Raw genomic sequence first — 25,695 nt, forward strand, 5'->3', positions numbered from 1 at the left:
CAGCCCGCTGCCAAGCGGCTCTCGCGGGAATCGCCTCAGACATGGCACACATCGTGCTTTATCTGACGTACAGGGCGCAGGTCGAGTCGGACAGAGGGCAGAAACGCCGCTGCCGGCCAACCGGAAGCCCCCACCCGGCACTCGACGCTCGAGTGCTTGAAGAGTGCGCGGCGCAGGGCAGCGCACCGGAGTTAGCTTCGCTGAGGTGAGGACATGATGCTGTTCGACGATTTGAGAGATAACGAGTGGGCGCTGGTCGAAGGTCTGTTTTGCTCGGAACCCGCACGCAGTGAACGGCGCGGCCGTCCCCGCGTGGAGGCCCGTTCGGTGGTAAACGCCGTGCTGTGGGTACTGTCGACGGGTGAAGGCTGGTCGAAGCTGCCGGGCCGCTATCCGTCGCCGCCGACCTGCCGCCGTCGCTTCGACGAATGGCAGGCAGACGGCACGCTCGCCGAAATCGTCAAGCGACTCGGCACGAGCGGCCGCCAGATCTCGCTGCGCGGGCGCATCGGGGCGAGCGCGACGAAGCCGCCAGCACCGCCGAGCCGCGACCGGCTGCGCGGCGCCTTCTGGACCAACCCGGAATCCTGGCGCGCCCCCGTGAAGATGGCGTAACGCATGCTCGATCGGGCGGCTTCGGCCGCCCGGTTTCTTTCAGTGCCACGCGCTTTTGCGCGGCGCTCGCGTCGCCGTCGATTACGCCTGTCGTGCGGCGATACATCTATTTACGATTATTTACAGCAAGCCTGCACTCCCACGCTTACCTTAGCGAAATATCAACAGGCCGCGCCGGTGGCTTGAAGGGAGCCCCGCCATGAAACCAATGTCACTGCTCGTCGCATGCGGCATTGTCATTTCGCTGGCGCTGACCGCCCCCGCTCGCGCGGACGATCGCGCGAAGCCGCCTCACCACCAGCAGGATCATCGGAACACCCTTCGCCAGCAACCGCCCGCCGCGCCGCCCAATCGGCAGACCGTGCCGCGCGGCGATTTGCGCGGCGACATCGCCAGCAACGCGCGCGCGCGCACTGGCTCGCAGCCGTCCGACCTGCCGCGTCATCCGTAGTCCGCAGGAATTCGTCAAAGAAAATTACCGGATTCGGGAACTGCCCGACATGCGACGAGTCACATTCGTTGCCATGAGCACAGCGTGGCAACAGCAAAAGTATCCGGTACGCCCGTATCCTCGCGATACGGGCTTTTTTTTGCGTCGCCGGTGGACGGCGCGCGAGAACGGGAGTGCGCCGCTACAGGCGGCTTTCGAGAATCGCCACGGCGCTCGCTTCGCTCAATGCGTAGTCGTCCATACGGCGATCGGTCCAGGAAAGCAGTTTCTCGTCACGCTCGAGGCGCGCGCATTCGGCACGACCGTTGTCGGTCAGCACCGCGATGTCGACCGGCGCATGGAAACCCGGTGCGGGAGCAACGGTCTTCTGCCTGACCGTGTCCATCAGCCCCAGCGACCGGAGATACTCGAACACGCCCGGGCGGCGCGCCCACGGTACCTGGCGGTACTGCACTCGTCTCAATGCGTCGAGCACCGCTTCGTTGGAATACGTGGTCATCTCGATTCTTTCTTAAAGTGCAGCGACAATGCGAAGCGGCGCGCCGGGCGGGAGCTCCGCCCGCCGATACCGCCACCGATTCTGGGGGCCGACGTTCGGCGTCGCGTCAGGGCCGGATCGTCAGCCGTCCATAAAAAGACACCATACCCCAATCAAATTGATTCTGTTCGATTCATTTGTACTTCTCTTCATCGGTTTCATGCTCTGCCGCAAGCGGCGGCGACTCACCGCGATCGCGAGCGTCGCGCTGTTCTGGCTGCTCGCGACAGGCTGGCTCGCCGCGCCGCTCATCGCGTGGACCGAGGCGGGCGTGACGCCGGTCGAGCGCCCCGACATGCATGGCCGGACCACACTGATCATCATCGGCGCCGGCACGCGGCGCAGCGACACCGGCCTTCGACCGCCTCCCGACGGGGAAGCACGCATCCGCGAGACCGCGGCGCTCTACCGCATGTGCCGGCAGCAGGCCGCCCGCTGCACCGTGGTGATGTCGGGCGGCGACCCGCAACGTCACGGCGAAACCGAGGCGGCCGTCTACGGGCGCCTGCTGGTCGCGGCGGGTGTCGCTTCCAGCGACCTCGTCCTCGAGCCGAACAGCCGTACCACCTACGAAAATGCGAAATTCACTGCATCTATACTACGCTCACAACATGACGACACGCGCATTCTCGTCACGTCGTCCTATCAGATGCGCCGCGCATTGCTCGATTTCCGCCGCTTCGGCATCGATCCGCAACCCGTTTATGCGAACCGCCGGCGCGCGCAAACGGGCTGGCTGCCCCGCTGGCACAACCTGGAAGACGCGAATCAGGCATTGCACGAACTGATCGGCATCGCACAGTTCCACGTCTACCGATGGCTCGGCTGGTTTTGATGGCGACGCTTGCACCGGCGGCGAACGCGACGGTGCCGCCCCGGGATGGCATGCGCATGACGGAATGCACGAAGTGTTGCGCGACTTCAACGGGGCCTTGCGCTGTGCCTCGATCCGGTGCACATTGATCCGTCACTTTTGTTACACTCGACACGCACTCGATTGCAGTCGCCAGACAAAACGGCAACATTCGGGTTCATCACCACTTAGCGGAGGTAAAGCAATGAAGAAGACGTCCCTGGCTATTCTGGTCGCGATGTCGGCGCTGACTGGCGCAGCGTATGCGCAAGAGAGCACGCAAATCCAGACCATCACCGACCCGGCGAAGATCGCCGAGATCGAGCAGCGCGCACAGGCACTGCAACAGCAGCAAGCAGCCGAGGCTGCACAGCCGGCGGCGCAGGAAGAGCACCACGGCAAGAAGGCTGCTCACCACAAGGCAGCGAAGAAGGCTGGCAAGAAGGCTGGCAAGAAGGCCGCCAAGGCCGCTCCGGCAGACGCTGCCAGCCAGTAAGTTCGGCGGCACCGCACAAGCGAAAAGCCGAATCCGGGCAACCGGGTTCGGCTTTTTTGGTTGCGGCGCCTGCGCGCTGTGCTAAAGTCGCGCACCGAAATTTTCCACCCGTGCGCACCCCGGTGCGGAGGACAGCATGAGCAACATTCAACTCGACATCGAGTGGACCGAAGCAGCCACTCGCAAGATCAAGCAACTGATGCCGCGCGGCTCGGACGACGCCTTTCTCGCGCTGCCGCCGATCGAGTGCCTGCCGATGGAGGGCGACGTGCTTTTCCTCGGCCCGCAAGGCAAGCAGCAACCGTTCATCGTCGCCGAACGCCAGTATCACCACGACGGCGATGCCGACTGGACGATCATCCTGATCCTCGACGTACCCAGCGCGTCGCACTGACGCGTCGCGGCGGCCGGCAACGCGTCCGGCCGCACCGCCCTGCTCGCACGCGCTGCGACGGCACGCGAATCCCGGGCCGATCGAGCCGGTCCGCGTCCGTTTCGCGATTGAGCGGCGTGTGAGCGGAACGCTCGCACGCGGCCAACGCGACCTCGCCCTACCGGCGCTCGCCGGATGCGAACCACGCCGCCCCCACTCGAATTGATTGCGAATCACCGAATCCCGCACAGGCCGGATCGGCGCCCTCGCATTGCGGCCCCACCAAAAAAATTGCCCGCGCTTCATACGAAGCGCGGGCGAAACCGTCGCCCTACGAGGATAGGCGACGGGGCCACCGGGACCCGCGCGCGGCGCGGATCATCATCGGTTGTGCCCGCGCTCGCAGCGCCGGCATCTGGGGACGTCGAAACCGTTGGTCGGGCGTTCTCGACGCCTGCCCGGTCTCTGGCACCACCCTCCCTGTCCTAACGATTCGAACTAGTAAAGCAGTTTGCGTGCCAGGTGCATTTTCGAAAGCACGTCATTGATCCATAAGGATATTTTCTGGGACCATGACGATGTAACACCCGTTCCGCCGCCGTAACGCGCGGATGTTACGTAACGTCACAAGGCGGAGCAGCCGAACGTCCCGCACACGCCGACGTCACGGCGCGCGACCATAAAAAAAGCCCGCCGGGCGGCGGGCTTGTTCGACGAGCGGGATCGTACCGCGATCAGCGCAGCTGATTCACGAGCAGCCCCATGATCTGCCGGGCCGGCGACGACGAATCGATCGCACCCGAATCGTCGACGACTGCCACACGCGTCTGGTCGGCCGTCAGCGCCTTCACGTTGACGCGATACTGCTTCGCCTGCTTTTCCTTCTTGCCGTGGAACAGTTGGCTCCAGAAGCCCTGCTCGGCCGCGCTCAGATCCTTCGGATCGACATAACGCACGAAATACAGACCCTTCGTGCGATCGCGATCGTCGACCGTGAAGTTCGCGCGATCGAGTGCGAGGCCGACGTGCAGCCACGACCGGTCGTACGGCTCGCCGAGCGTGACTTCGGACGGCACCGCGCTCGTGTCGACGTCGTTCGCTTGCGACGACGTACGCGCGACGTTCTGCGCAGCGATCGCCGCGGCGGCCGCCTTCGACGCGTCGGTATCGGCCTTCTTGTCCTTCGGCACCGTGTTGTCGTTGATGTTCGCGACCGGCGGCTCGCCGTTCTTCGCACGCTGCTCGTTCTGCGCGAGCACCGCCATCAGCCGCTTCAGGTATTCCGTCTCGAGCGCCGGATCGTTCGGCTTCGCTTCCCACTTGCTCGAATCGTTGTTCGCGCCGGTGATCGCCTCGCGCATGCCCTTCTGGCTGACGAACACATAGGTACCGCCGTTCGGCGCCGAATCGAGGCGCGTGCGGTACTTGTTGCGCTCGGCCGTCACGTACGAATTGCCCATCGCTTTCGAGATCACGCTGCGGATCAGGCCGTCGTTGATCTGCGGATGGGTCTCGTTCCAGTCGGTTTCCATCACGCCCTTGTCGCGCTGGTCGACGACCAGCAGGAAGCCCTGCTCCTGCCAGAAGCGGCGCACTTGCGGCCAGATGTCGGCGGGCTTCTTGCCGTCGATCACGAGCCAGCTCTCGGTGCCGTCGCGCTGGATATGCATGCCGGCCACGGCGGGCGCGACGGTATCCGTCGCGGGCGCCGTGTGCTGGACCTGCTGAAGCGCGGACAGGGAAGTCGCACCGCCCTGCGGCGGCAGCGAACGCTGATCGGCCGTCTCGTCGAGCATGTTGGGCGGCACTGCGAGCGACGCTTCCTTCGATTTCGAATCGCTCTTGTAGTCCACTTTCGTGGGCGACGACGTACCGCAACCGGCGACGAGCGCGCCGGTGGCGAGCACTGCAGCGAACCGCATGGTAAGACGAAGATCAGTCATGTTCGGGGAATCCTCTTCCGCTAAATCACGGCGCTTTCCGTGGATCAACCTTGCATTTTACCGGGGCCGCGCCGGGATGTGCAAAAAAGCGACGGGCAAGAAAAAACCCGCGTCAGCCTGAGCTGACGCGGGTTCTTATCTGGTCGGGGCGAGAGGATTTGAACCTCCGACCACCTGCACCCCATGCAGGTACGCTACCAGGCTGCGCTACGCCCCGAAAGAAAAAAATTATAACAGAGAGTTGGCCGATTTAGAACGGGTCGCATGCATTTTGTGCATGTCCCTGCCGAAATTTTTTGTGGCGCACCGTGGCGTGACGGATTCGACACGAACGGCGACGCACATGACGCCCCGCCGGTCCGTCGTCCGTCCACACGATCCGCCTGACGCTCACGCGCTGCGCGCGACACAGATCACCGTGAGCCCCGCCAACCGGTTGAACCGGAACATCGGCAGCTCGGCGCGGCAGATCAGCTTGAGCAAACCATTGACTACCGGATGGTGCCGACGCAGTTGCGACGCGGGTTCGCGTGGCTGGCGACGCGCCCGCTCGCTCAGTCGCAATGCCGCCGCGAGCGGAAACGTGAAGCCGAAGTAGTAAGCGCCGCGCTCGACCTCGAGCCCCGCACGGCGCACGACGTCTTCGAGGCCGTCGAGCGTATACCTGCGCTTGTGTTCAAGAAAGTCGTCGTGCGCGCTCCAGAGGAACTGAAACGCGGGAACGGTGATCAGGAAGCGGCTGCCCTTCGGCACGCCGGCCACATATTGTGCAAGCAGCCCGACATCGTCGTCGACGTGCTCGAGCACGTCCATCAGCAACACGAGATCGGCATCGAGCCGATTGACGGCGCGGCGAAAATGGACGGGCTTGCCTGCCGCCTCGCCGTCGGTATCGTCGGCGTAGCTCGTGTCGACACACCACGCTTCCGTCGCCTGCGTGCGCTCGAGCAAATGTTTCGAAAAGAAACCCGAGCCCGCGCCGACATCGAGTATCCGGTTCGCATCCGCCGCGCCCAGAAACCGGCGAATCGCGCTCGCCTTCGACGCGTAGTACCAGTGATCGCCGACGTCCGCTCCCAATACGTCGAGTTCCTTCAGATCCATGACGCCTCCCCCGTGTCGGCCACCATGCTTCGATCATCAAGCCACTGACGCCGATCTTACCGCGCCGCAGCCGTCGCACGCATCGCAAGTTGCGCGAATTGCACCGCGCCCGCATCGCGTCCTAGTCGAAAAGGACGATGGCCGTTTCGCCGCGGATCGCTACCGTGCGCTTACCCGGCGCGAGATCGACGCGCCCGGCGCATCGTCCGACTGCAGGCCGATCGAGATCGCAGATCTGCGCGTTGCCGCGCGGCGCGCCGGGCCGGGCCGGGCCGGCAGCGACTTCGATCGCAACGGCGGTCGCAACTTCCCGTGACAGTCTCCGACAAAGGTCAGTGAATGCATCAGAAAAACGAAATTTCCCGACGACACTTTCTCCGGCTGGGCGCCGGCACGTTCGGCATCGCGCTGGGAAGCGCGTCGTTTCTGTCCGCGTGCGGCGGCGATTCGATCGCGATCGCCCCCGTCACGACGCCCAGGCTCGCCTCGGTAGCGAATTTTCGCGATACCGCAGGACCGGACGGAACGGGCTATGCCACCCCGAGCGGCGCAGCGATGAAAAAAGGCGTGATCTACCGGTCGTCCGCGCTCACGTTGTCCGCGGCCGACGTCGCAACGGTCGATACGCTCGGCATCACGCAGGTGTGCGACCTGCGCACGACCTCCGAGATCCAAGCGCAGCCGGATGTACCGTTGGCGGGCGCCATTTGGCAGAACCTCAACGTGCTCGGCGCCGCCAATCTCGGTCCGCTGCCGACCAGCGGCGCGACGGCTACGGCCTTCATGATGAGCATGTATCGGGCGTTCGTGACGTCGGAAACCGCACGCACGAGCTACCACGCGTTGTTTGCCGGCTTCGCCTCATCCGGCGGCAATCTGGTCTTCCACTGTACGGCCGGCAAGGATCGCACCGGCTGGGCGACGGCCATCCTGCACACGATCCTCGGTGTCCGCCCGCAGACGATTCTCGCCGACTATCTGCTGACCAACGTCTACAGCGCGTCGGAAATCGCCGCCTATGTCGCGCAGGCGCAAAAGCGCGGCGGGCAGGATGCGGCCGACATGATGGCCGCGCTGCAAGGCGCGCAAGCCGCCTATCTGCAGGCGGCGTTCGATCAGGTCGTCGCGTCGTATGGCTCGATGACGTCATACATCGAGAACGGCCTGCAGCTCGACGCGTCGACGCAGAATGCGATCCGGCAGCGCATGCTGGTCTGACCGACCATGCAGGCGGCACTGGCGACAGCGCGGCTGTCATCGCGCTGCCGCCGCGCACGGATCGGACACGGCCTTCATCCGGCAAGTGACCCGGCGTCAACCCACGCCGACGCCGGGTTTGCCGATCCGGCTCAATGCGCGCCGCCCGCCTCGACCGCAAAACCAAACGAGCGTTTGATATCGCCGCCCCGACGCCGCGAATCCTTTGCCCTGTCGTGCGCCGACCGATGTTGCCCGCACGCCCGCTGTTTGGTAACGCCGCTCTAGCGCGCTATGCCACACTGCACGGCATCGACGACTGCGCCGCGCATCGATCGCGCGCCCTCGCCGGTCACGACAAGACATGGAGACAGACGATGCGGAATTCGGTCCGGCGCGGCCATCGCACGCCCTTGGCAAGTTTCGACTGGATGGCCGGCCTGCGACGCGCGGCCGCCCCGGTTTCACACGGCACCGCTCGCGCATTCGGCTGCGGTGCGCTTGCGCTCGCGCTGCTCTGCACCGGCTGCGCGGAACCGGCCGCGCAGCGCGACGGCAACGCGTCGGTCGCATCGACGAAGATCGAGCGCGCCAAAGCCGAACGCCTCGCTCACGAACAGCAGATCGCCCGCACGGTGCCGTCGCTCGCGTCGATCAAGCTCACGCAACCGCGCCCCTTCACGCTGCGCGACTCGGGCCAGAACGGCGCGATGACGTTCCTGCGCGACGTCGATTTCCGCATCGTCAACAACCTCGGCTTCTTCATCCATCAACTGTCCGCGACGCTCGTGCCGACGCAGGCCGGCGCCCCCATCGTATTCGACGACCCGACGAGCTTCGAGATCGACGTACACGAAGGCGCGGTCACGCTCGACAACGCAAAGCTGACCGCGCTCTTCGACACTTACATCTTCGGTTACCGCAACGCGCCGCTGCGCAAGCTCGCCGTATCGGCCGGCGACGGCGTGATCCATCTTCAAGGCGAGATGCAGCGCGACGGCTGGGTGCCGTTCTCGCTGACCGGCACGCTCGCGATCCGCGACGGCAGCCAGCTCGTATTCCACCCGACCGGCGTGCGCGTGTCGGGCATCAACGCGCAGCCGGTCATGCGCGCGGCCAACGTGAAGATGGCCGATCTGCTGAAGGTGGAAACACCGATCGCGCGGCTCGCCGGCGACGACCTCGTGATGTCGGTCGACAAGCTGATGCCGCCGCCACGGCTGAAGATCCGGATCACCGCGCTGCGCGTAACACCGGCCGGCCTCGACCTGACGCTCGACGACGGCTCGCATGCCGGCTTCGCGCTCCCCGCGAACGCGCCGCAACAGGCGATGTACATCCGCGGCGGCGACGTGAAATTCATGCGCTCGATGCCGATGAACGCCGACATCCTGATCGGCCCGGTCGATCCGACGAAGCGCGACCAGCACTTCGTGTTCGACCTGTACCACTATCGCGACCAGGTTTCGGCCGGCTATTTCAATTTCGACGAAAGCGGCGCGATGGCGATCCGGATGCCGTCGTACGCGGGCCCCGCGAGCGGCGCCGCGCTCGGCAATGCGGCCGCTCGCCTGAACGACAGCTTCCTCGCCGCGCAGCAGAATGCGTTGCGCGACTCGCGCCAGCACTGGGAAGCGTTTGCACTCGCGGCCAGCGCGCCGCAACCCGGCATGCAGAAAGTCGCGATGCGGCGCTCGTCGACCGCCCCGTTCAACGAACGGCACGTGTCGAACCGCAACCCGACGATCCACCTGCACAACGTCGACTTCAACCTGTCCGGCGACATCGGCTTCCATGTCGAGGATCTCGACGTGCAGCTGATCGCGAAACGCCCGGGCGAACCGGTCGATCTCGACGATCCGAACCAGTACGACATCCGCATTCTCGGCGGGACGGTGGTCGAATCGTGGAAGGCGATGTCGGCGCTCTTCAACAACTACCTGCTCGACTACTCCCCGCGCTCGCTGAACGACTTGCAGTTGAGCGCGGATGGCCAGGAATTGCGCGTCCAGGGCGGCATCAAGCTCTGGAATCACGTGCCCGGCGTGTGGCTGCCGACCGACATGAAGGGCACGCTGTCGGTACTCGACGACCGGCACCTCGCGTTCAAGCCGGCGCAGGTATCGGTGCTCGGCATCCCGCAGGCGAAGCTGCTGCGCTCGCTCGGCATCGAGCTCGCGTCGCTGACGCCGCTGCAGCGCCGCGGCGCGGAGCTGCGCGGCGACACGCTGGTGCTCGACCAGTACACCGTGTTTCCGCCGCCGGTCCTGAACGGCAAACTCGGCCAGGCGACGGTCGAACGCGACGGGCTGCGCCTCACGTTCCGGCGTGCCGCCGACGCGCCCGCGACGAAGCGGCCGCAGATCGACGCGCCGAGCTACATGTGGATGGAAGGCGGCGACATGAAGATGTTCAACGTGCTCGAACTTAACGTGCGCGCGCTGATCCGGAACTCGGCCGAGGCCGGCCCAATGCGTTTCGACCTGTACGGCTACCGCAGCCAGGTCGCGCAGGGCTCGGTGCGGATGCTGCCGGACGGCACGCTGGTCGTCGACATGGGCAAGCCGAACCCGCTCGCATCGCGCTGACCCGCCGAGCACGAGCCCGCGTGCATGAAAAAAACCCGGCGGCGCATCGCCGACCGGGTTTCTTGTTGATTCGAGCGTTGCGCTCAGTCGTGTTTGAGTCCGTCGATCACGTCGAGGAGCGCCTGCCGCAACGCGATCACGTCGACCGTTGCACCCGGCTTGCCCGATACTCGCGCGTCGCCGGCCGGCACATCGGGCTCGGCCGGCGCCGCGGCAGCGCGCTCGCCGCCCGGCGAATCGAGCCGGTTGCGCGCGCCGTTGATCGTGAATCCCTGTTCGTACAGCAACTCGCGAATCCGCCGGATCAGCAGCACTTCGTGGTGCTGATAGTATCGGCGATTGCCACGCCGCTTCACCGGCCGCAACTGCGTGAATTCCTGTTCCCAATAACGCAGCACGTGCGGCTTGACCCCGCACAGTTCGCTGACTTCACCGATCGTGAAATAGCGCTTCGCGGGAATCGGAGGCAAGACGACTTTCTCAACCGTAGTGGTCATCGTCGGTTAACCGTCGGTAAAGAATGCGCGGCGGCCGCGCGGAGACTTCGGCGCGCGGGCGTTACTCCGCGCCGTTTTCGACCAGCGCCTTCAGCTTCTGGCTCGCGTGGAAGGTTACCACCCGGCGGGCCGCGATCGGAATCGCCTCGCCCGTCTTCGGGTTGCGGCCCGGACGCTGCGGCTTGTCGCGCAGCTGGAAGTTGCCGAACCCCGACAGCTTGACGCTTTCGCCGTTTTCGAGCGCGTCGCGGATCACTTCGAAAAACGCCTCGACCATGTCCTTCGCTTCACGCTTGTTCAGCCCGACGCTGTCGAACAGCAGCTCCGCCAGCTCCGCTTTCGTCAGCGTCGGCGTCTCGGTGGACGCCGGCGCCGAAGCGTCGCGGTTCATGGCGCTGCGTTGCGCCGTCAGGAGGGCTTCGAATTCACTCGAGGTCATGTCGTTCATATCTGCCATACAGCGCGTTAAACCAAAACTTACGATGGGGAAGCGCCACCCGCGAACGGGCGGCCCCTCTCCTTAGCCGCGCAGGCGGGCACCCGCACGAGCCATCCGCTCGACCAGCGTCTGGATCGCCTGATCGACGACCTCGTCCTGTAGCGTGCCAGCCGTATCCTGCAGCGTCACGCGGAAGGCAAGGCTCTTCTCGTGCGCGGCAAGACCACCGGAAGTATTTGATTTTGCACGAAATTCGTCGAAGAGTACAACCTTCTGAACGAATCGGCAGGCGTCTTCGGCCAGCGCCTTCTTCATTTCGTCGAAAAGTGCCTGAACCTCGACCGCCTGATCGACGACAACGGCGATATCGCGCCGTACCGGCGGGAATTTCGACACGTCGGTCGGCGCCGGCAGTGCACGCGCGATCAGCGCATCCGCGTCGATTTCGAACATCACCGGCGCGTGCGGCAGCTCGTACTTCTGCATCAGGCGCGGATGCAGCTCGCCGATCCAGCCGACCGCGCGGCCATCCACTTCGATGCGCGCACTGCGGCCCGGATGAAGGGCCGGATGCTCGGCCTTCACGAAGCGCGCGGCGGCCGGCGCGAGCAGCGCCTCGAGATCGCCCTTCACGTCGAAGAAATCGACCGCGCGGGTCGCGACGCCCCACTGCTCGTCGACTGCCGGGCCGTACGCGAGCGCGCCGACACGCTTCGGCTGCGTGTAGCCTTCGACGGTCAGCTCGCCGGCCTTCACCGACGAATCGGCGAGGAACACGCGGCCCGTCTCGAACACGCGCACGCGATCCGCGCGACGGTTCAGGTTGTGGCGCAGCACGGAGATCAGGCTGCCGAACAGCGTCGTGCGCATCACCGACAGCTGGCTCGCGATCGGGTTCAGCAGGCGGATCGGATTGTCGTTGCCGGCGAAGTCGTGCTCCCACTCCGCATCGACGAAGCTGAAGTTGACCGTTTCCGCATAGTCGCGCGCCGCGAGCGCATGACGGATGTCGTGGATCGAACGCCGCGTCTCGTTGGTCGCGCGCATCTCGCTCGTTGCGACCGGCGGACGCGCGGGAATCTTCTCGAAACCGTAAATGCGTGCCACTTCCTCGATCAGGTCTTCCTCGATCTCGATGTCGAAGCGGTGCGACGGCGGCGTGACCAGGAACGCGTCGTCGTCACGCTCGAACGGCAGGCGCAGGCGCGTGAAGATGTTCGCAATCTCGTCGGCATCGATCTTCACGCCGATGATGCGGTTCGCGCGCGATACGCGCATTTTCACCGGCGCGCGCTGCGGCAGGTTCACCGCCTGGTCGTCGACCGGGCCGGCCTTGCCGCCGCAGATTTCGAGAATCAGCTGCGTGATGCGCTCGACGTGTTCGACGGTCGTCGCGTAGTCGACGCCGCGCTCGAACCGATGGGCCGCATCGGTCGAGAAGTTGTACTTGCGCGCGCGGCCACGGATGCTGTCCGGCCACCAGAATGCGGCTTCCAGGTAGATGTTGGTCGTATCGAGCGTGACGGCCGTGCTGTCGCCGCCCATGATGCCCGCGAGGCTTTCGACCTGACGGTCGTCCGCAATCACGCCGACCGTTTCGTCGAGTTCGACCGTGTTGCCGTTCAGCAGCTTCAGCGACTCGCCGCGCTTGCCCCAGCGCACTTCGATGCCGCCGTGGATCTTGTCCAGATCGAACACGTGCGACGGACGGCCGAGCTCGAACATCACGTAGTTCGAGATGTCGACGAGCGCCGACACGCTGCGCTGGCCCGAGCGCTCGAGGCGCTCGACCATCCATTGCGGCGTCTTCGCATGCGCGTTCACGCCGCGGATCACACGACCCGAGAAGCGGCCGCACAGATCGGGCGCAGCGATGCGCACGGGCAGCGTTTCGTCGAGCTCGACGCGCACCGGACGGATATCGACCGGCGTCAGCGGCGCGCCGGTGATCGCGGCCGTCTCGCGCGCGATGCCGAACACCGACAGGCAATCGGCCTTGTTCGGCGTCAGCTTGATTTCGAAGATCGTGTCGTCGAGATTGAGCGTATCGCGGATGTCCTGGCCGACCGGCGTGTCTTCCGGCAGGATCAGCAGGCCGCTGTGGTCCTCGGACAACTTCAGTTCGCGCGCCGAGCACAGCATCCCCTGGCTCTCCACGCCGCGCAGCTTCGACAGCTTGATCGCGAACGGCTTGCCGCCCTCTTCCGCCGGCGGCAGTTCCGCGCCGACCAGCGCGACCGGCACCTTGATGCCAGGCGCCACGTTCGGTGCGCCGCACACGATATTCAGCGTCGCGCCGGTGCCGGCGTCGACCTGGCAGACATTGAGCTTGTCCGCATCCGGATGCTTGACGACTTCGAGCACGCGGCCGACGACGATCTTCGACGTCGGCGGCGCAGCCTTGCTCAGCGATTCGACTTCGAGCCCCGCCATCGTCAGCGCGTGCGACAGTTCGTCGGTCGTCAGCTGCGGGTCGACAAAGGTTCTCAACCAGGATTCAGGGAATTGCATGGATGTCTACGTTCGAAACAGGTTAGATCGGCGCCCGGCCCCCCGTCGGAAACGTCCGGCGGGGCATGCGCGGGCACATGTCGGCGCGGCGCGTGCGTTATGCGAACTGGCGCAGGAAACGCAGATCGTTCTCGAAGAACAGCCGGAGATCCTGCACGCCGTAGCGCAGCATCGTCAGGCGCTCGAGGCCGCTGCCGAACGCAAAGCCGATGTAGCGCTCGGGATCGAGGCCCATGTTGCGGATCACGGTCGGATGCACCTGCCCCGAGCCCGAGATCTCGAGCCATTTGCCGGCGTTCTTGCCGTGCTCGAACATCATGTCGATCTCGGCCGACGGTTCCGTGAACGGGAAATACGACGGACGGAAGCGCACGAGGATGTCGTCGCGCTCGAAGAATTTCTTCAGGAAGTCGGTATAGACGCCCTTGAGGTCGGCGAAGCTGATGTTCTCGTCGATCCACAGCCCCTCGACCTGATTGAACATCGGCGAGTGGGTCGCATCGCTGTCGACGCGATACGTGCGGCCCGGCGCGATCACCTTGATCGGCGGGCGGTTCATGCGCGCGTAACGCACCTGCATCGGGCTCGTGTGCGTGCGCAGCAGCAGCTGGCGGCCGTCGGCATCCTTGCCTTCGACGTAGAAGGTGTCCTGCATCGAACGCGCCGGATGGTTTTCCGGGCTGTTCAGCGACGTGAAGTTGTACCAGTCGGTCTCGATTTCGGGACCGTCGGCCACGTCGAAGCCGATCGAGCGGAAAATCTGTTCGACGCGCTCCCACGTGCGCATCACGGGGTGCAGGCTGCCTGCGCCGGCGCCGCGGCCCGGCAGCGTCACGTCGATCGCCTCGGCGGCGAGGCGCTGGTTCAACAGCGCGTCGGCGAGCGCCTGGCGGCGTGCGGTCAGCGCGGCTTCAACCTGCTGCTTCGCGACGTTGATGCGTGCGCCTTCGGTCTTGCGTGCTTCGGGATCGAGCTTGCCGAGGCCCTTGAGCAACTCGGTCAGCGCACCCGACTTGCCGAGAAAGCGTGCTTTCTCGTTTTCGAGCGTGGTGATGTCGGCAGCCTGTTCGAAGGACTGCTGCGCGTCGGCGACAATCTGGTCCAGATCCATAGATCCCATCATTTCCAACGTCATTCGGTCTTGGCGAGCGAAACTGCTCCACCAAACAAAAAAGGGGCTCGGAAGAGCCCCGTTTTCGCTGCAGCGGCCGAGACTACCGGAACGTCGCTGCAACTAACCACGCAGTGCTAATTTCGCAATTAGGCTGCAACGGCGGCTTTCACCTGCTTGACGATCGCAGCAAAAGCAGCCTTGTCGAACACCGCCATGTCGGCCAGGACCTTACGGTCGAGTTCGATCGACGCCTTCTTCAGGCCGTTGATGAACACGCTGTAGGTCATGTCGTGCTGGCGAACTGCCGCGTTGATACGCGTGATCCACAGTGCGCGGAACACACGCTTCTTGTTGCGGCGATCGCGGTACGCGTACTGACCAGCGCGCATCACCGCCTGCTTGGCGATGCGGTAGACGTTATTGCGACGGCCGCGATAACCCTTGGCCAGGTTGATGATCTTCTTGTGGCGGGCCCGTGCGGTTACCCCACGTTTGACTCGAGGCATGTTTCTCTCCTTAGAGTATCAGTTGAGGGGTTACGCGAACGGCAGCATCGCGCGGACGGAGTTCAGATCGGAATCATGAACTGCCGTTGCGCCGCGCAGGTGACGCTTGTTCTTCGTGGTTTTCTTGGTCAGGATGTGACGCTTGAAGGCTTGACCGCGCTTGACGGTACCGCCCGGACGCACCACGAAGCGCTTTGCAGCACTCTTCTTGGTCTTCATCTTAGGCATGACGAACAACTCCAGTTTATTTGATGGCGATGGGTGTGCGGTTGGCTTGCGCCCTTGACCCGCCCTTCGAAACCCAGTCCACTTGTGTACGGCGAACCGCTTGCGCAGCCGCCGTCATTGTTGGTGCGCCGCCCTGAGCGGGCCACGCACCGAACCACTTTCGAACCTGCGCGCGTGGCGCGCGGGCCCGTTACTTCTTTTTCTTCGGCGAGAGCACCATGATCATCTGGCGCCCTTCCATCTTCGGCATCTGCTCGACCTGGCCGACTTCCTCGAGATCCGTGCGCAGACGCTCAAGCATCCGCATGCCGATCTCCTGGTGAGCCATTTCGCGGCCGCGGAAACGCAACGTGATCTTCGTCTTGTCGCCCTCTTCGAGGAAGCGCACGAGGTTGCGAAGCTTGACGTTGTAGTCACCGTCATCGGTACCCGGGCGGAATTTGACTTCCTTCACCTGGATGACCTTTTGCTTCAGCTTCGCTTCGTGCTGCTTCTTCGATTCCTGGTACTTGAACTTGCCGTAATCCATCAGACGGCAAACCGGCGGAACCGCTTGCGGCGCGATTTCCACCAGGTCAACATCCAGTTCTTCCGATTTACGGAAAGCATCAGCGAGTTTTACGATACCGAGCGGTTCGTTCTCGATCCCGACCAGACGCACTTCCGGCGCAGTGATTTCACCGTTGATGCGGTGCGACGACTTATCAGTAGCGATGTTACGTTTCCTCTAAAAATTAAAAAAACGAGCCGCGCTGCCAGGGCGGTTACTTGAACGAGCGCAGGTCTTCCTGCAGACGCTCAACGAAGGCTTCGATCGGCATAACGCCAAGATCGACGCCGCCACGGGCACGCACGGCTACCGTTTGCGCATCACGCTCCTTATCGCCCACGACGAGGAGATAAGGCACCTTTTCCAGCGTGTGCTCGCGTATTTTATAGCTAATCTTCTCGTTGCGCAAATCGGCCACCACTCTAACCCCTTGTTTTTGCAACGTTTGGGTCAGAGATTGTGCATATTCGGCCTGACTTTCGGCGATATTGAGCACAATTGCCTGGTACGGCGCGAGCCAGACCGGCATTGCACCGGCGTGGTGCTCGATCAAAATGCCGAGGAATCGCTCCATCGAACCGACGATCGCGCGGTGCAGCATCACCGGCCGGCGGCGGCTGTTGTCTTCCGCAACGTACTCGGCGCCGAGGCGCTCCGGCAGCATCATGTCGAGCTGCAGCGTGCCGCACTGCCACGAACGGCCGAGCGCATCCTTGATGTGGTACTCGATCTTCGGGCCATAGAACGCACCCTCGCCCGGCAGCTCTTCCCACGACAGGCCGCAGGCCGTCAGCGCTTCGCGCAGCCCTTGCTCGGCACGGTCCCACGTTTCATCGGAACCCATGCGCTGCTCGGGACGCAGCGACAGCTTGATGTCGATGTGCTCGAAGCCGAAATCGCCGTACACGCTCATCGCGAGCTTGTTGAACGCGATCGACTCGGCAATGATCTGGTCTTCCGTACAGAAGATGTGCGCATCGTCCTGCACGAAGCCGCGCACGCGCATCAGGCCATGCAACGCGCCCGACGCCTCGTTGCGATGGCACGAGCCGAATTCCGCGTAGCGCAGCGGCAGGTCGCGGTACGAGCGCAGGCCGTGCTTGAACACCTGGACGTGCCCCGGACAGTTCATCGGCTTGATCGCGTAGTCGCGCTTCTCCGACTCCGTCGTGAACATGTTCTCGCGGTAGTTCTGCCAGTGACCCGACGCTTCCCACAGCGAGCGGTCCATGATCATCGGCGTCTTGATCTCGAGGTAGCCGGCTTCGTTCACGCGGCGGCGCATGTACTGCTCGACCTGCTGCCACAGCGCCCAGCCCTTCGGATGCCAGAACACCATGCCCGGCGACTCTTCCTGCATGTGGAACAGGTCGAGCTGCTTGCCGAGCTTGCGGTGGTCGCGCTTTTCCGCTTCCTCGAGCATGTGCAGGTATTGATCCTGGTCTTCCTTCTTCGTCCAGGCCGTCCCGTAGATGCGCTGCAGCTGCTCGTTCTTCGAGTCGCCGCGCCAGTACGCGCCCGCGACCTTCATCAGCTTGAAGACCTTCAGCTTGCCGGTCGACGGCACGTGCGGGCCACGACAGAGGTCGGTGAAGCCGCCGTGCGAGTACAGCTTGATTTCGTCGCTTTGCGGAATCGATTCGATGATCTCGGCCTTGTACTTCTCGCCGAGGCTGCGGAAATAGCCGGCCGCCTCGTCGCGCGACACGACGCGGCGCGTCACCGGCTCGTCCTTCTTCGCGAGTTCCTGCATGCGCTTTTCGATCTTTTCCAGATCTTCAGGCGTAAACGGGCGGTTGTACGAGAAGTCGTAGTAGAAGCCGTTGTCGATCACCGGACCGATCGTCACCTGCGCATCCGGATACAGATCCTTCACCGCATAGGCGAGCAAGTGCGCGGTCGAGTGACGAATGATGTCGAGACCGTCGGCATCCTTGTCCGTGACGATCGCGAGCGATGCGTCGCGATCGATGACCGTGGACGTATCGACCAGCTCGCCATCGAGCTTGCCACCAAGCGCAGCCTTCGCAAGGCCGGGACCGATCGAGGCCGCAACCTCGGCAACTGTCACCGGATGCTCGTATTGTCGAACTGAGCCGTCAGGCAAGCGTATCGAAACCATAGCAATCTCCGTGATGCCGACAGTGGGCGGCAAACCAAACACGCGATATCAAAGTCACGCGCGAAAATTTCGCGACAAAAAAAATGCGGCCCCGCTTTCGAGGGGCCGCATTCGATACTTCACTCAAACTGAAAGGGCGAAAACGTTCCTCGACTAGCGTCGCTCCGAAAAGGTTTCGGTCAACGTTCGCGGTGTCATAACCGTATTCGCCTTGTTCGCGTTGAGTTATTTACTGCATCGAACACCCGAAAAAACCGGGCATTCTCAATTCGTTGGTAGGCTCGATTGGACTCGAACCAACGACCCCCACCATGTCAAGGTGGTGCTCTAACCAGCTGAGCTACGAGCCTAGAGAAGCTAAGATTATATGGAGCTAACGCAGACTTGGCAAGCGTTTTTATGCGGCCGCAGCAAAATGATCGGGCTCCAACCCCATTACAGGGACATCAAGCCTTGCGCCCCGCCCGCACGACGCCCGGCACTTCGCCGAGCAGCGTGCACGCCCGCTGCACCTGCGCGGAATTCGACACCTCGACCGTGAACTGCATGAATGCCGCATTGCGGCGGCTCTGCGTCTTCACGCCCACCACGTTCATCTTCTCGCGCGCGAACACTTCGGAGATATCGCGCAGCAAGCCTTGCCTGTCGCTCGCCTCGATCATCAGGTCGACCGGATAGACGGACACGCCACGGCCGCCCAGCACGTCGGCCGACCAGGTCGTCTGCAGTACGCGCTCCGGCGCCCGCTCGGCCATCCGCCGGAACGTCGGGCAGTCGCTGCGGTGAATCGACATCCCCTTGCCGCGCGTCACGAAACCACTGATCGGGTCGGGCGGCGCCGGACGGCAGCAGCGCGCAAGCTGCGTCAGCAACGCATCGACACCGACCACCAGCACGCCGGTCGACGCGCCGTGCGCGACGCTCGCCCCGCTGCTGCGCTTCTCGAAATCGGCAGGCGCCTCGGGCGCATGGTCGGGCGGCGGCGCATCGGACAGCGCGTGCTCGACGTTGCGCAGGCTGAATTCCTCCTTGCCGACGACCGAGAACAACTCATCGGGCGACTTGAAGCCGAGCTTCGCGGCCAGATTGTCGAGGTTGACCGACGTCTTGCCTTCGCGCTGCAGCGTCTTTTCGACGAGCGCGCGACCGTGCGCGATGTTCTCTTCCTGCTCGATCGAATTGAACCACGCACGCACCTTCTGTCGCGCGCGCGGGCTCTTCAGGTAGCCGAGCTGCAGGTTCAGCCAGTCGCGCGACGGCCCGCCCTCCTTCACCGCGACGATCTCGACCGTCTGGCCGTTCGCGAGCGACGTGTTCAGCGGCACCATCACGCCGTCGACGCGCGCGCCGCGGCAGCGATGGCCGAGCTCGCTGTGCAGGTGATACGCGAAATCGACCGGCGTCGCGCCCTGCGGCAGCGCGATCACGCGCGCCTGCGGCGTCAGCACGTAGATATGGTCGTCGTCGAGCGACGTCTCGCGCAGCTGCGCCCACGCCTTGTCGCCCGAGACTTCGGTGCCGTCCTCGACGTCGTCCTTCCATGCGAGCAGCTGGCGCAGCCACGCGATCTTCTCGTCGTACTTGTCGCTCGCCGAGAACTGGCCGCCATAGCCGCGCGCGCCCGCTTCCTTGTAGCGCCAGTGCGCGGCGACGCCGTACTCCGCGAAGCGGTGCATTTCCTGAGTGCGGATCTGTACTTCGAATGCGCGGCCGTCGTCGCCGATCACGACCGTATGCAGCGACTTGTAGCCGTTCGGCTTGGGGCGCGAGATGTAGTCGTCGAATTCCTTCGGCACCGGCTGCCACAGGTGATGCACGATGCCGAGCACCGCGTAGCAATCCTTGATGTCCGGCACGATCACGCGAAATGCGCGCACGTCGTACAGCTCGGAGAAGTCGAGCTCCTTGCCGCGCATCTTGCGCCAGATGCTGTAGATGTGCTTCGGCCGACCGCTCACGTCGGCCGGGATGTGCGCTTCCGCCAGTTCGTGCTGCAGCCGCTCGATCGCCTGCGCGACGTACGCCTCGCGTTCGATGCGCTTCTCGTCGAGCAGCTTGGCGATGCGCTTGTAGGTGACCGGATCCTCGAAGCGGAACGCGAGGTCCTCGAGCTCCCACTTCAGTTGCCAGATACCGAGACGGTTCGCGAGCGGCGCATAGATCTCGAGCGTCTCGCGTGCGACGTCGGGCGGCGGGTCGATCTTCGCCGCCGCGTAGTAGCGCAGCGACTGCAGCCGCGACGCCAGCCGGATCAGCACCACGCGGATGTCCTGCGCGAACGCGAGCAGCATCTTGCGCAGCGCCTCGATCTGCGTGCGCCGCTCTTCCGCGGCGTCGCGCCCGGCGTCGGGCATCGCGTTCTGCGCGGCGCGCAGGCTCACGGTGCCGAGCCGCAGCAGCTTGCGCACGTCGGATACGAGCCGCGCAACCTCTTCGCCGAAGCGTTCGGTCAACTCCCGCTCCGGGTCGTTCAGGTGCGGCGTCAGCACGAACAGCGCAGCCGCCTGCATCGCGTGCGGGTCGACGTTCAGCGTGCGCATGATCGACGCCGTGCCCGCCGAATGATCGGCGAGCAATTCGCCCGTCGACAGGCGCGCGTCGCCGGCCCGCTCGCGCACGAACGCGAGCACGTCGTCGAACGACGGCGCCGCGACGGAAGAAGCGGAAACGGACTCGGTCATTGCACGGCCTGGCGTATTGCGGTCATCGTGATGCTTCGCTCAGCTCCGCTGCGCGGCGACGACGACGATCTCGACGAGCAGCGCCGGATCCGCGAGCTTCGCCTCGACGGTCGCGCGCGGCGGCGTATTGCCGGGCGCGACCCACGCGTCCCACTCCGCATTCATGCCTTCGAAGTTCGCGAGATCCGAAATGTAGATCTGCACCGACAGCAGATGCGCCTTGTCGCTGTTCGCTTCGGCGAGCAGGCGGTCGATGTGGCCGAGCACTTCGCGCGTCTGGCCCTTGATGTCCTGGGTGGTGTCTTCGGCAATCTGGCCGGCCAGATACACGGTACCGTTGTGGATCGCGGTTTCGGAGAGACGGGCCCCGACGTGGTGACGAATGACTGCCATGGAATGTTCCGGTCGTGTGAGTGGGTGAAGAATCGGCGACGACACGGCCCGCGTGCCGCCGAACCGCATATTATGACGCGTTTATGCGCCGCCTTCGACGAAAAACCGGCGGGCGAGCGCAATCTGGTCGGCGCTGATGAACGCCGGCGCATGGCCCGCGTCCTGGATCTCGGCTTGCGTCACGTGCCGGCCGCGCCGCACCATCTCGGCCGCCGTGTCGCGCGACAGCAGGTCGGAACGCTCGCCGCGCACGACCAGCAGCGACGCGTCGGTGGTCTCGATCGCGCGCCACAGCGCGGCCTCGCCGAGCGCGGCCAGTTCGGGCGTCGTCGCCTTGAACGGCTCCGCGATGCGCGGATCGTAGCGCATCGTCCAGCCGCCGTCGGGCAGCTCGCGCAGCAACGGCCCGTTGATCTCGCGCCACTCGTCGCCGCTCAATGCGCCGAACGGCAGCGACAGCGACGTCAGATAGTCGATGCCCTCCTGCTCCGTCGCGAAGCGCGGCTGCACGCCGAGGTATTCGCCGATGCGCGTCAGCGAATCGGGCTCGATGCGCGGGCCGACGTCGTTGACGATCATCCGGCGCAGCGGCGAACCGGGCAGCCCCGCGAGCGCCATGCCGATCAGCCCGCCCATCGACGTGCCGAACCAGTCGACCGACTCGACGTCGAGCCGCGCGATCAGCGTCACCATGTCGGCCACATATTGCGGAATCGCATAAAGCCGCGGATCGGCGAGCCAGTCGGAGCGCCCGCGCCCGACGACGTCGGGGCAGACGACGCGATACGTATCGGACAGCGCAGCGGCGAGCCGGTCGAAGTCGCGCCCCGAACGGGTCAGGCCGTGCACGCAGACCAGCACGCGCGGATTGGCGGGATCGCCCCATTCGGTATAGGCGACGTGGTGAAGGCCTGCGGCGCTCGCACACTGCACGCGTCGCTGACGGGGAACCGGAGGATTCGCTGAGGTTGTTGGCATCGTTGGCATCCTGTCGAACGTGGACGGTGCGGCGGGCAATGCTTGCACCGCCCGATGCAAACGATTGTAAACCGCTTCTTAACGGCGGGGCGTCACGCGCCTGCGGTCATCCGGCGCATCGTTCGCACCGGCTCACGCGCCGCGGCGCCACGAGGCGCGCAACTGCTCGCGCAGGAAGTCGACGAATGCCCGCACGCGCAACGGCACGTGACGCCCGCCGGGATAGACCGCATGAAGCGGTGCCGCGGGTGCGGCGAATGCCGGCAGCACGCGGACGAGCCGGCCCGCGTCGAGGTCGGCACCGACATCCCAGATCGACTTCAGCGCGATGCCCGCGCCCTCCAGCGCCAACGTACGAGCCGCACCGCCGTCGTTCGTCAGCAGCGCGGCCGTCACCTCGACCGCAACCGCGCCCTGTACGCCGTCGAACCGCCACTCCGCACGCGGCTGGTCGCCCATCACGATGCATCGGTGCATGCGAAGCTCGGCGGGATGGGCCGGCAGCCCGTGCACGGCGAGATAGCTCGACGACGCGCACAGCACGCGATGATTCGGCGCCAGCTCGCGCGCGATCATCGTCGAATCGGCGAGGCTGCCGATCCGCACGGCAACGTCGATGTCCTGCGCGAGCAGATCCACGATCGCGTCGGTCAGCATCAGGTGCACGGTCAACTCCGGATGTTGTCGTTGAAACGCGGCGACGAGCGGCGCGATCCGCAGCCGGCCGAGTTCGCCGGGCGCCGTCAGGCGCAGCACGCCGCTGACCGTGCCGCGACGATCGCTCATCAGCGTTTCGGCGCGATCGACCTCGGCCAGGATGCGCAGCACCTGCGCATGGAACTGCGCACCGTCGTCGGTCAGCGTCTGCTGTCGCGTCGTCCGGTGCAGCAGACGCACGCCGAGCTGCGACTCGAGATGCGCGAGCCGCTTGCTGACGACGGACAGCGACAAGTCCAGCTCGCGCGCCGCCGCGGACAGGCTACCGGCCGACACGATTCTCGCGAAGGTATCGAGCGCCGGGAGATCGTCGATCAGCATCGCGGCACCCGCTTCGCCTCGACCTTTCCTTTTTTCGAATAATCCATTCGCTTTCAGACCGTATTTGGGTTCAGAACGGAAACCTACCATACCTGTTCCGCGTCGTCCCGCGACGCCATTCACAGGACATCCGAAACCATGTCGATCCTTCCTTCGATCGCGCGCCCGCTCACCCGCGTCATCGCCGCGGCGGCCTGCGTCACCGCGCTGTCGCCTGTCGCGGCCCGCGCCGCCGACCTTCTCGACCCACACGGCCTGACCGTCGCGACCGACGTGCCGGCTACGCAGGCGCGCGCGCAGATCCTCGCCGCGCGTCGCTACGGCACGTTCTGGGATACCGGTGATGCGACCCTCGCCCGCGCCGCACTCGCGGCCGATTTCGTCGACCGGACGTTGCCGGCCGGCCGTGAACAAGGCGTAGCGGGGCCACTCGCGGCGTCCAGGACGATGCGCACGGCCATCCCGGACCTGCATTGCGACATCGAACAGATGATCGTGGCGGGCGACCGTGTCGTCGTGCACCTGCACTTTCGCGGCCATTTCACCGGCACGTTCAACGGAACGACCGGAAGCGGACAGGCGATCGACTTCATCGCGACCGACATCTACCGCATCGACCAAGGCCGGATAGCGGAAAACTGGCACATCGAGGACAACCTGACGCTGATGCGTCAGCTCGGGCTCGTCGGCTGACGGAGGGGACGATGACTGACAGCGACTACGATTCTTTGGCAGTGCGTCCGGCGCGCCGCAAGTTTCTTGCGCAAGCAGGCGCCGGGGCGGCCGCCGGCATCGCGCTGGCCGCGGGCGCCTCCCGGTCGGCAACTGCCGCGCCGATATCGGATGCTGCCGGGACCAACGCCAGCGGGTTCTGGCCGGACAACACGCGACTCGTCATCTCGATCTCGATGCAGTTCGAGGCCGGCGGACAACCGCCCAAGGGCGCGGACAGCCCGTTCCCGTCCGTCGAGTTTCCACCGTCGGTCCCGGTCGACCTCGCGTCGGCCACGTGGTTCGCATATGGCTACCGTGAAGGGATCCCGCGTCTTCTCGACCTGTGGGACCGGCATGGCGTGAAGGTCACGTCGCACATGATCGGGGAAGCCGTGCGCCGGCATCCCGAACTGGCACGCGAGATCGTGTCGCGCGGCCACGAAGCGGCCGCGCACGGCCCGACCTGGCGGTCGCAATTCGCGATGAGCCGCGACGACGAGCGCCGCTTCCTCACCGAAGCCCGCGACATGGTCGAAGCGGCGACGGGACGGCGCCCGGTCGGCTACAACTGCAACTGGCTGCGGCGCGGACCGCACACGCTGCCGCTGCTGCAGGAACTCGGCTACGTGTATCACATCGACGACGTCAGCCGCGACGAGCCCTTCATCGAAACCGTCGACGGCCGCGATTTCGTGGTCGTTCCATACACGTTGCGCAACAACGACATCCTGCTGATCGAAGGCCGCAATTACTCGCCGACGATGTTTCTCGAGCAGATCAAGCTCGATTTCGACCAGTTGTACGCGGAAGCCGGCCAGCGGCGGCGATTGATGTCGATCAGCGCGCACGACCGGATCAGCGGCACGCCGCAGATGGTCCGCGCCTGGGACGCATTCCTGCACTACGCTCGATCGCATCCGGGCGTTGCCTTCATGCGCAAGGACGACATCGCCCGCTTTGCGCTGCGCAGCCCGTCGACGTTGCGCGAAGCCGAAACGATCTGACCGGATTGCGCTCACCTGCTCACCCCCTCACCTCGGAAGGACCACCATGAACGACTCACTCCACGGAAAGAAGGTACTCGTCGTCGGCGGCAGCTCCGGCATCGGTGCCGCCGCCGCGACCGCATTCGCACGACTCGGCGCTGTCGTGACGATCGCATCGCGCAACCCGGACAGGGTCGGTGCAGATGCCGCGCCGGGCGCGCAAGTACGCACCGAAGCGCTCGACATCACGGATACGGCGGCCGTCGATGCGTTCTGCGCGCGCGCCGGCCAGTTCGACCACGTCGTGATTTCGGCCGCGAAGACAGCGACGGGCCCGGTCCGCGCACTGCCGCTTGCCGACGCGCAGGCCGCGATGGACAGCAAGTTCTGGGGCGCATACCGCGTCGCACGCTCGATCGATATCGCACCCGGCGGTTCGCTGACGTTCGTGTCGGGCTACCTCAGCGTGCGACCGAACGCGTCGTCGGTACTGCAGGGGGCCATCAACGCGGCACTCGAGGCGCTCGCCCGCGGCCTTGCGCTCGAGCTGTCGCCCGTGCGGGTGAATACCGTATCACCGGGCCTGATCGCGACGCCGCTGTGGGACAAGCTCGCCCCCGATGCGCGCGACGCGATGTACGCAGGCGCCGCGCAGCGCCTCCCGGCACGCCGCGTGGGCCGACCGGAGGACGTCGCGAATGCGATCGTGTATCTGGCGGCAACGCCTTATGCAACCGGCTCGACGGTGCTGGTCGACGGCGGCGGCGCGATCGCGTGATT

Annotated in this window: 24 protein-coding genes, 2 tRNA genes and 1 pseudogene; 10 read left to right on the plus strand and 17 right to left on the minus strand. The window is 65.0% G+C overall.

Annotated features, from left to right (window positions below):
• Nucleotides 1-216: 216 nt before the first annotated feature.
• Together PL79_RS22490 and PL79_RS36710 are read left to right on the plus strand one after the other, a co-directional pair.
• Nucleotides 217-612: pseudogene (locus tag PL79_RS22490) on the plus strand (transposase); the annotation flags it as partial.
• Between the two features lie 202 nt (nt 613-814).
• Entirely contained in the window at nt 815-1,066 is a 252-nt protein-coding gene (locus tag PL79_RS36710) for a hypothetical protein (RefSeq protein ID WP_044846038.1), read from the plus strand.
• Between the two features lie 181 nt (nt 1,067-1,247).
• Here the strand turns inward: PL79_RS36710 and PL79_RS22500 are convergent, their stop codons facing one another.
• Nucleotides 1,248-1,565 (minus strand): hypothetical protein, encoded by a 318-nt coding sequence (locus PL79_RS22500; protein ID WP_044846039.1) that lies wholly within the window; start codon nt 1,563-1,565, stop codon nt 1,248-1,250.
• Nucleotides 1,566-1,722: 157 nt separating this feature from the next.
• Between PL79_RS22500 and PL79_RS22505 the strand changes: the two genes are divergently transcribed.
• The 3 genes from PL79_RS22505 (at nt 1,723) to PL79_RS22515 (ending at nt 3,347) form a co-directional block, all read left to right on the plus strand.
• The gene (locus PL79_RS22505) at nt 1,723-2,439 is read left to right on the plus strand and encodes a YdcF family protein (protein ID WP_044846040.1); all 717 of its coding nucleotides are present in this window, start codon (nt 1,723-1,725) and stop codon (nt 2,437-2,439) included.
• Nucleotides 2,440-2,662: 223 nt separating this feature from the next.
• Entirely contained in the window at nt 2,663-2,953 is a 291-nt protein-coding gene (locus PL79_RS22510) for a hypothetical protein (RefSeq protein ID WP_044846041.1), read from the plus strand.
• A gap of 136 nt (nt 2,954-3,089) precedes the next feature.
• Nucleotides 3,090-3,347, plus strand: coding sequence for a hypothetical protein (locus PL79_RS22515; protein WP_006486090.1), 258 nt, complete (start codon nt 3,090-3,092; stop codon nt 3,345-3,347).
• Between the two features lie 713 nt (nt 3,348-4,060).
• Here PL79_RS22515 and bamC read toward each other — a convergent pair.
• The 3 genes from bamC to PL79_RS22530 all read right to left on the minus strand — a co-directional run bounded on the left by bamC (nt 4,061) and on the right by PL79_RS22530 (nt 6,373).
• Nucleotides 4,061-5,269 carry an outer membrane protein assembly factor BamC gene (gene bamC / locus PL79_RS22520; RefSeq protein ID WP_044846042.1) on the minus strand — a complete coding sequence of 403 codons (1,209 nt, stop codon included), beginning with the start codon at nt 5,267-5,269 and terminating at the stop codon, nt 4,061-4,063.
• Between the two features lie 140 nt (nt 5,270-5,409).
• Nucleotides 5,410-5,486: transfer RNA gene (locus PL79_RS22525), tRNA-Pro, on the minus strand.
• A gap of 173 nt (nt 5,487-5,659) precedes the next feature.
• Nucleotides 5,660-6,373, minus strand: coding sequence for a methyltransferase domain-containing protein (locus tag PL79_RS22530; RefSeq protein ID WP_044846043.1), 714 nt, complete (start codon nt 6,371-6,373; stop codon nt 5,660-5,662).
• A gap of 456 nt (nt 6,374-6,829) precedes the next feature.
• Between PL79_RS22530 and PL79_RS22535 the strand changes: the two genes are divergently transcribed.
• On the plus strand, nt 6,830-7,591 hold the full coding sequence (locus PL79_RS22535) for a tyrosine-protein phosphatase (RefSeq protein ID WP_235879318.1): 762 nt from the start codon (nt 6,830-6,832) through the stop codon (nt 7,589-7,591).
• 356 nt (nt 7,592-7,947) lie between these two features.
• Entirely contained in the window at nt 7,948-10,158 is a 2,211-nt protein-coding gene (locus PL79_RS22540) for a lipoprotein (protein ID WP_044846136.1), read from the plus strand.
• A gap of 83 nt (nt 10,159-10,241) precedes the next feature.
• On the opposite strand, the gene PL79_RS22545 is transcribed toward PL79_RS22540, so the two are convergent.
• From PL79_RS22545 to PL79_RS22610, 13 genes are all read right to left on the minus strand, one after another.
• Nucleotides 10,242-10,655: a MerR family transcriptional regulator gene (locus PL79_RS22545; RefSeq protein ID WP_044846045.1), complete on the minus strand. Its 414-nt coding sequence runs from the start codon at nt 10,653-10,655 to the stop codon at nt 10,242-10,244.
• A gap of 61 nt (nt 10,656-10,716) precedes the next feature.
• Nucleotides 10,717-11,103, minus strand: a complete 387-nt coding sequence (locus tag PL79_RS22550; protein WP_006486093.1) for an integration host factor subunit alpha — start codon at nt 11,101-11,103, stop codon at nt 10,717-10,719.
• A gap of 72 nt (nt 11,104-11,175) precedes the next feature.
• Complete coding sequence (pheT, locus tag PL79_RS22555) at nt 11,176-13,605, minus strand: phenylalanine--tRNA ligase subunit beta (protein ID WP_044846046.1); 2,430 nt, start codon at nt 13,603-13,605, stop codon at nt 11,176-11,178.
• Nucleotides 13,606-13,702: 97 nt separating this feature from the next.
• Nucleotides 13,703-14,716, minus strand: coding sequence for a phenylalanine--tRNA ligase subunit alpha (gene pheS, locus PL79_RS22560; protein ID WP_006753318.1), 1,014 nt, complete (start codon nt 14,714-14,716; stop codon nt 13,703-13,705).
• A gap of 149 nt (nt 14,717-14,865) precedes the next feature.
• Nucleotides 14,866-15,225, minus strand: coding sequence for a 50S ribosomal protein L20 (rplT, locus tag PL79_RS22565; protein WP_004192938.1), 360 nt, complete (start codon nt 15,223-15,225; stop codon nt 14,866-14,868).
• Between the two features lie 30 nt (nt 15,226-15,255).
• A complete protein-coding gene (gene rpmI / locus PL79_RS22570; RefSeq protein ID WP_004191477.1) occupies nt 15,256-15,453 on the minus strand; it encodes a 50S ribosomal protein L35 in 198 nt (65 codons plus the stop codon).
• Between the two features lie 190 nt (nt 15,454-15,643).
• A complete protein-coding gene (gene infC / locus PL79_RS22575) occupies nt 15,644-16,168 on the minus strand; it encodes a translation initiation factor IF-3 (RefSeq protein ID WP_071734130.1) in 525 nt (174 codons plus the stop codon).
• Nucleotides 16,169-16,217: 49 nt separating this feature from the next.
• Nucleotides 16,218-18,125, minus strand: coding sequence for a threonine--tRNA ligase (gene thrS, locus PL79_RS22580; protein ID WP_044846047.1), 1,908 nt, complete (start codon nt 18,123-18,125; stop codon nt 16,218-16,220).
• A 273-nt stretch (nt 18,126-18,398) separates the two neighbouring features.
• Nucleotides 18,399-18,475 (minus strand) — tRNA-Val (locus tag PL79_RS22590).
• Nucleotides 18,476-18,571: 96 nt separating this feature from the next.
• Nucleotides 18,572-20,806 (minus strand): RelA/SpoT family protein, encoded by a 2,235-nt coding sequence (locus PL79_RS22595; RefSeq protein ID WP_044846048.1) that lies wholly within the window; start codon nt 20,804-20,806, stop codon nt 18,572-18,574.
• A gap of 39 nt (nt 20,807-20,845) precedes the next feature.
• On the minus strand, nt 20,846-21,199 hold the full coding sequence (locus PL79_RS22600; RefSeq protein ID WP_006758848.1) for a RidA family protein: 354 nt from the start codon (nt 21,197-21,199) through the stop codon (nt 20,846-20,848).
• Between the two features lie 81 nt (nt 21,200-21,280).
• A complete protein-coding gene (locus PL79_RS22605; RefSeq protein WP_044846049.1) occupies nt 21,281-22,177 on the minus strand; it encodes an alpha/beta fold hydrolase in 897 nt (298 codons plus the stop codon).
• Nucleotides 22,178-22,309: 132 nt separating this feature from the next.
• Entirely contained in the window at nt 22,310-23,215 is a 906-nt protein-coding gene (locus PL79_RS22610) for a LysR family transcriptional regulator (protein ID WP_044846050.1), read from the minus strand.
• A gap of 138 nt (nt 23,216-23,353) precedes the next feature.
• Between PL79_RS22610 and PL79_RS22615 the strand changes: the two genes are divergently transcribed.
• From PL79_RS22615 to PL79_RS22625, 3 genes are read left to right on the plus strand one after another with little or no spacing between them, the layout of a single operon-like run.
• Nucleotides 23,354-23,908, plus strand: coding sequence for an ester cyclase (locus tag PL79_RS22615; RefSeq protein ID WP_044846051.1), 555 nt, complete (start codon nt 23,354-23,356; stop codon nt 23,906-23,908).
• An 11-nt stretch (nt 23,909-23,919) separates the two neighbouring features.
• Nucleotides 23,920-24,933, plus strand: a complete 1,014-nt coding sequence (locus PL79_RS22620; protein WP_044846052.1) for a polysaccharide deacetylase family protein — start codon at nt 23,920-23,922, stop codon at nt 24,931-24,933.
• Between the two features lie 46 nt (nt 24,934-24,979).
• Nucleotides 24,980-25,693, plus strand: coding sequence for an SDR family oxidoreductase (locus PL79_RS22625; RefSeq protein ID WP_044846053.1), 714 nt, complete (start codon nt 24,980-24,982; stop codon nt 25,691-25,693).
• The last annotated feature ends 2 nt before the right edge of the window (nt 25,694-25,695 follow it).

The organism is Burkholderia sp. USMB20, from assembly GCF_000949135.2.
Lineage (GTDB): Bacteria > Pseudomonadota > Gammaproteobacteria > Burkholderiales > Burkholderiaceae > Burkholderia.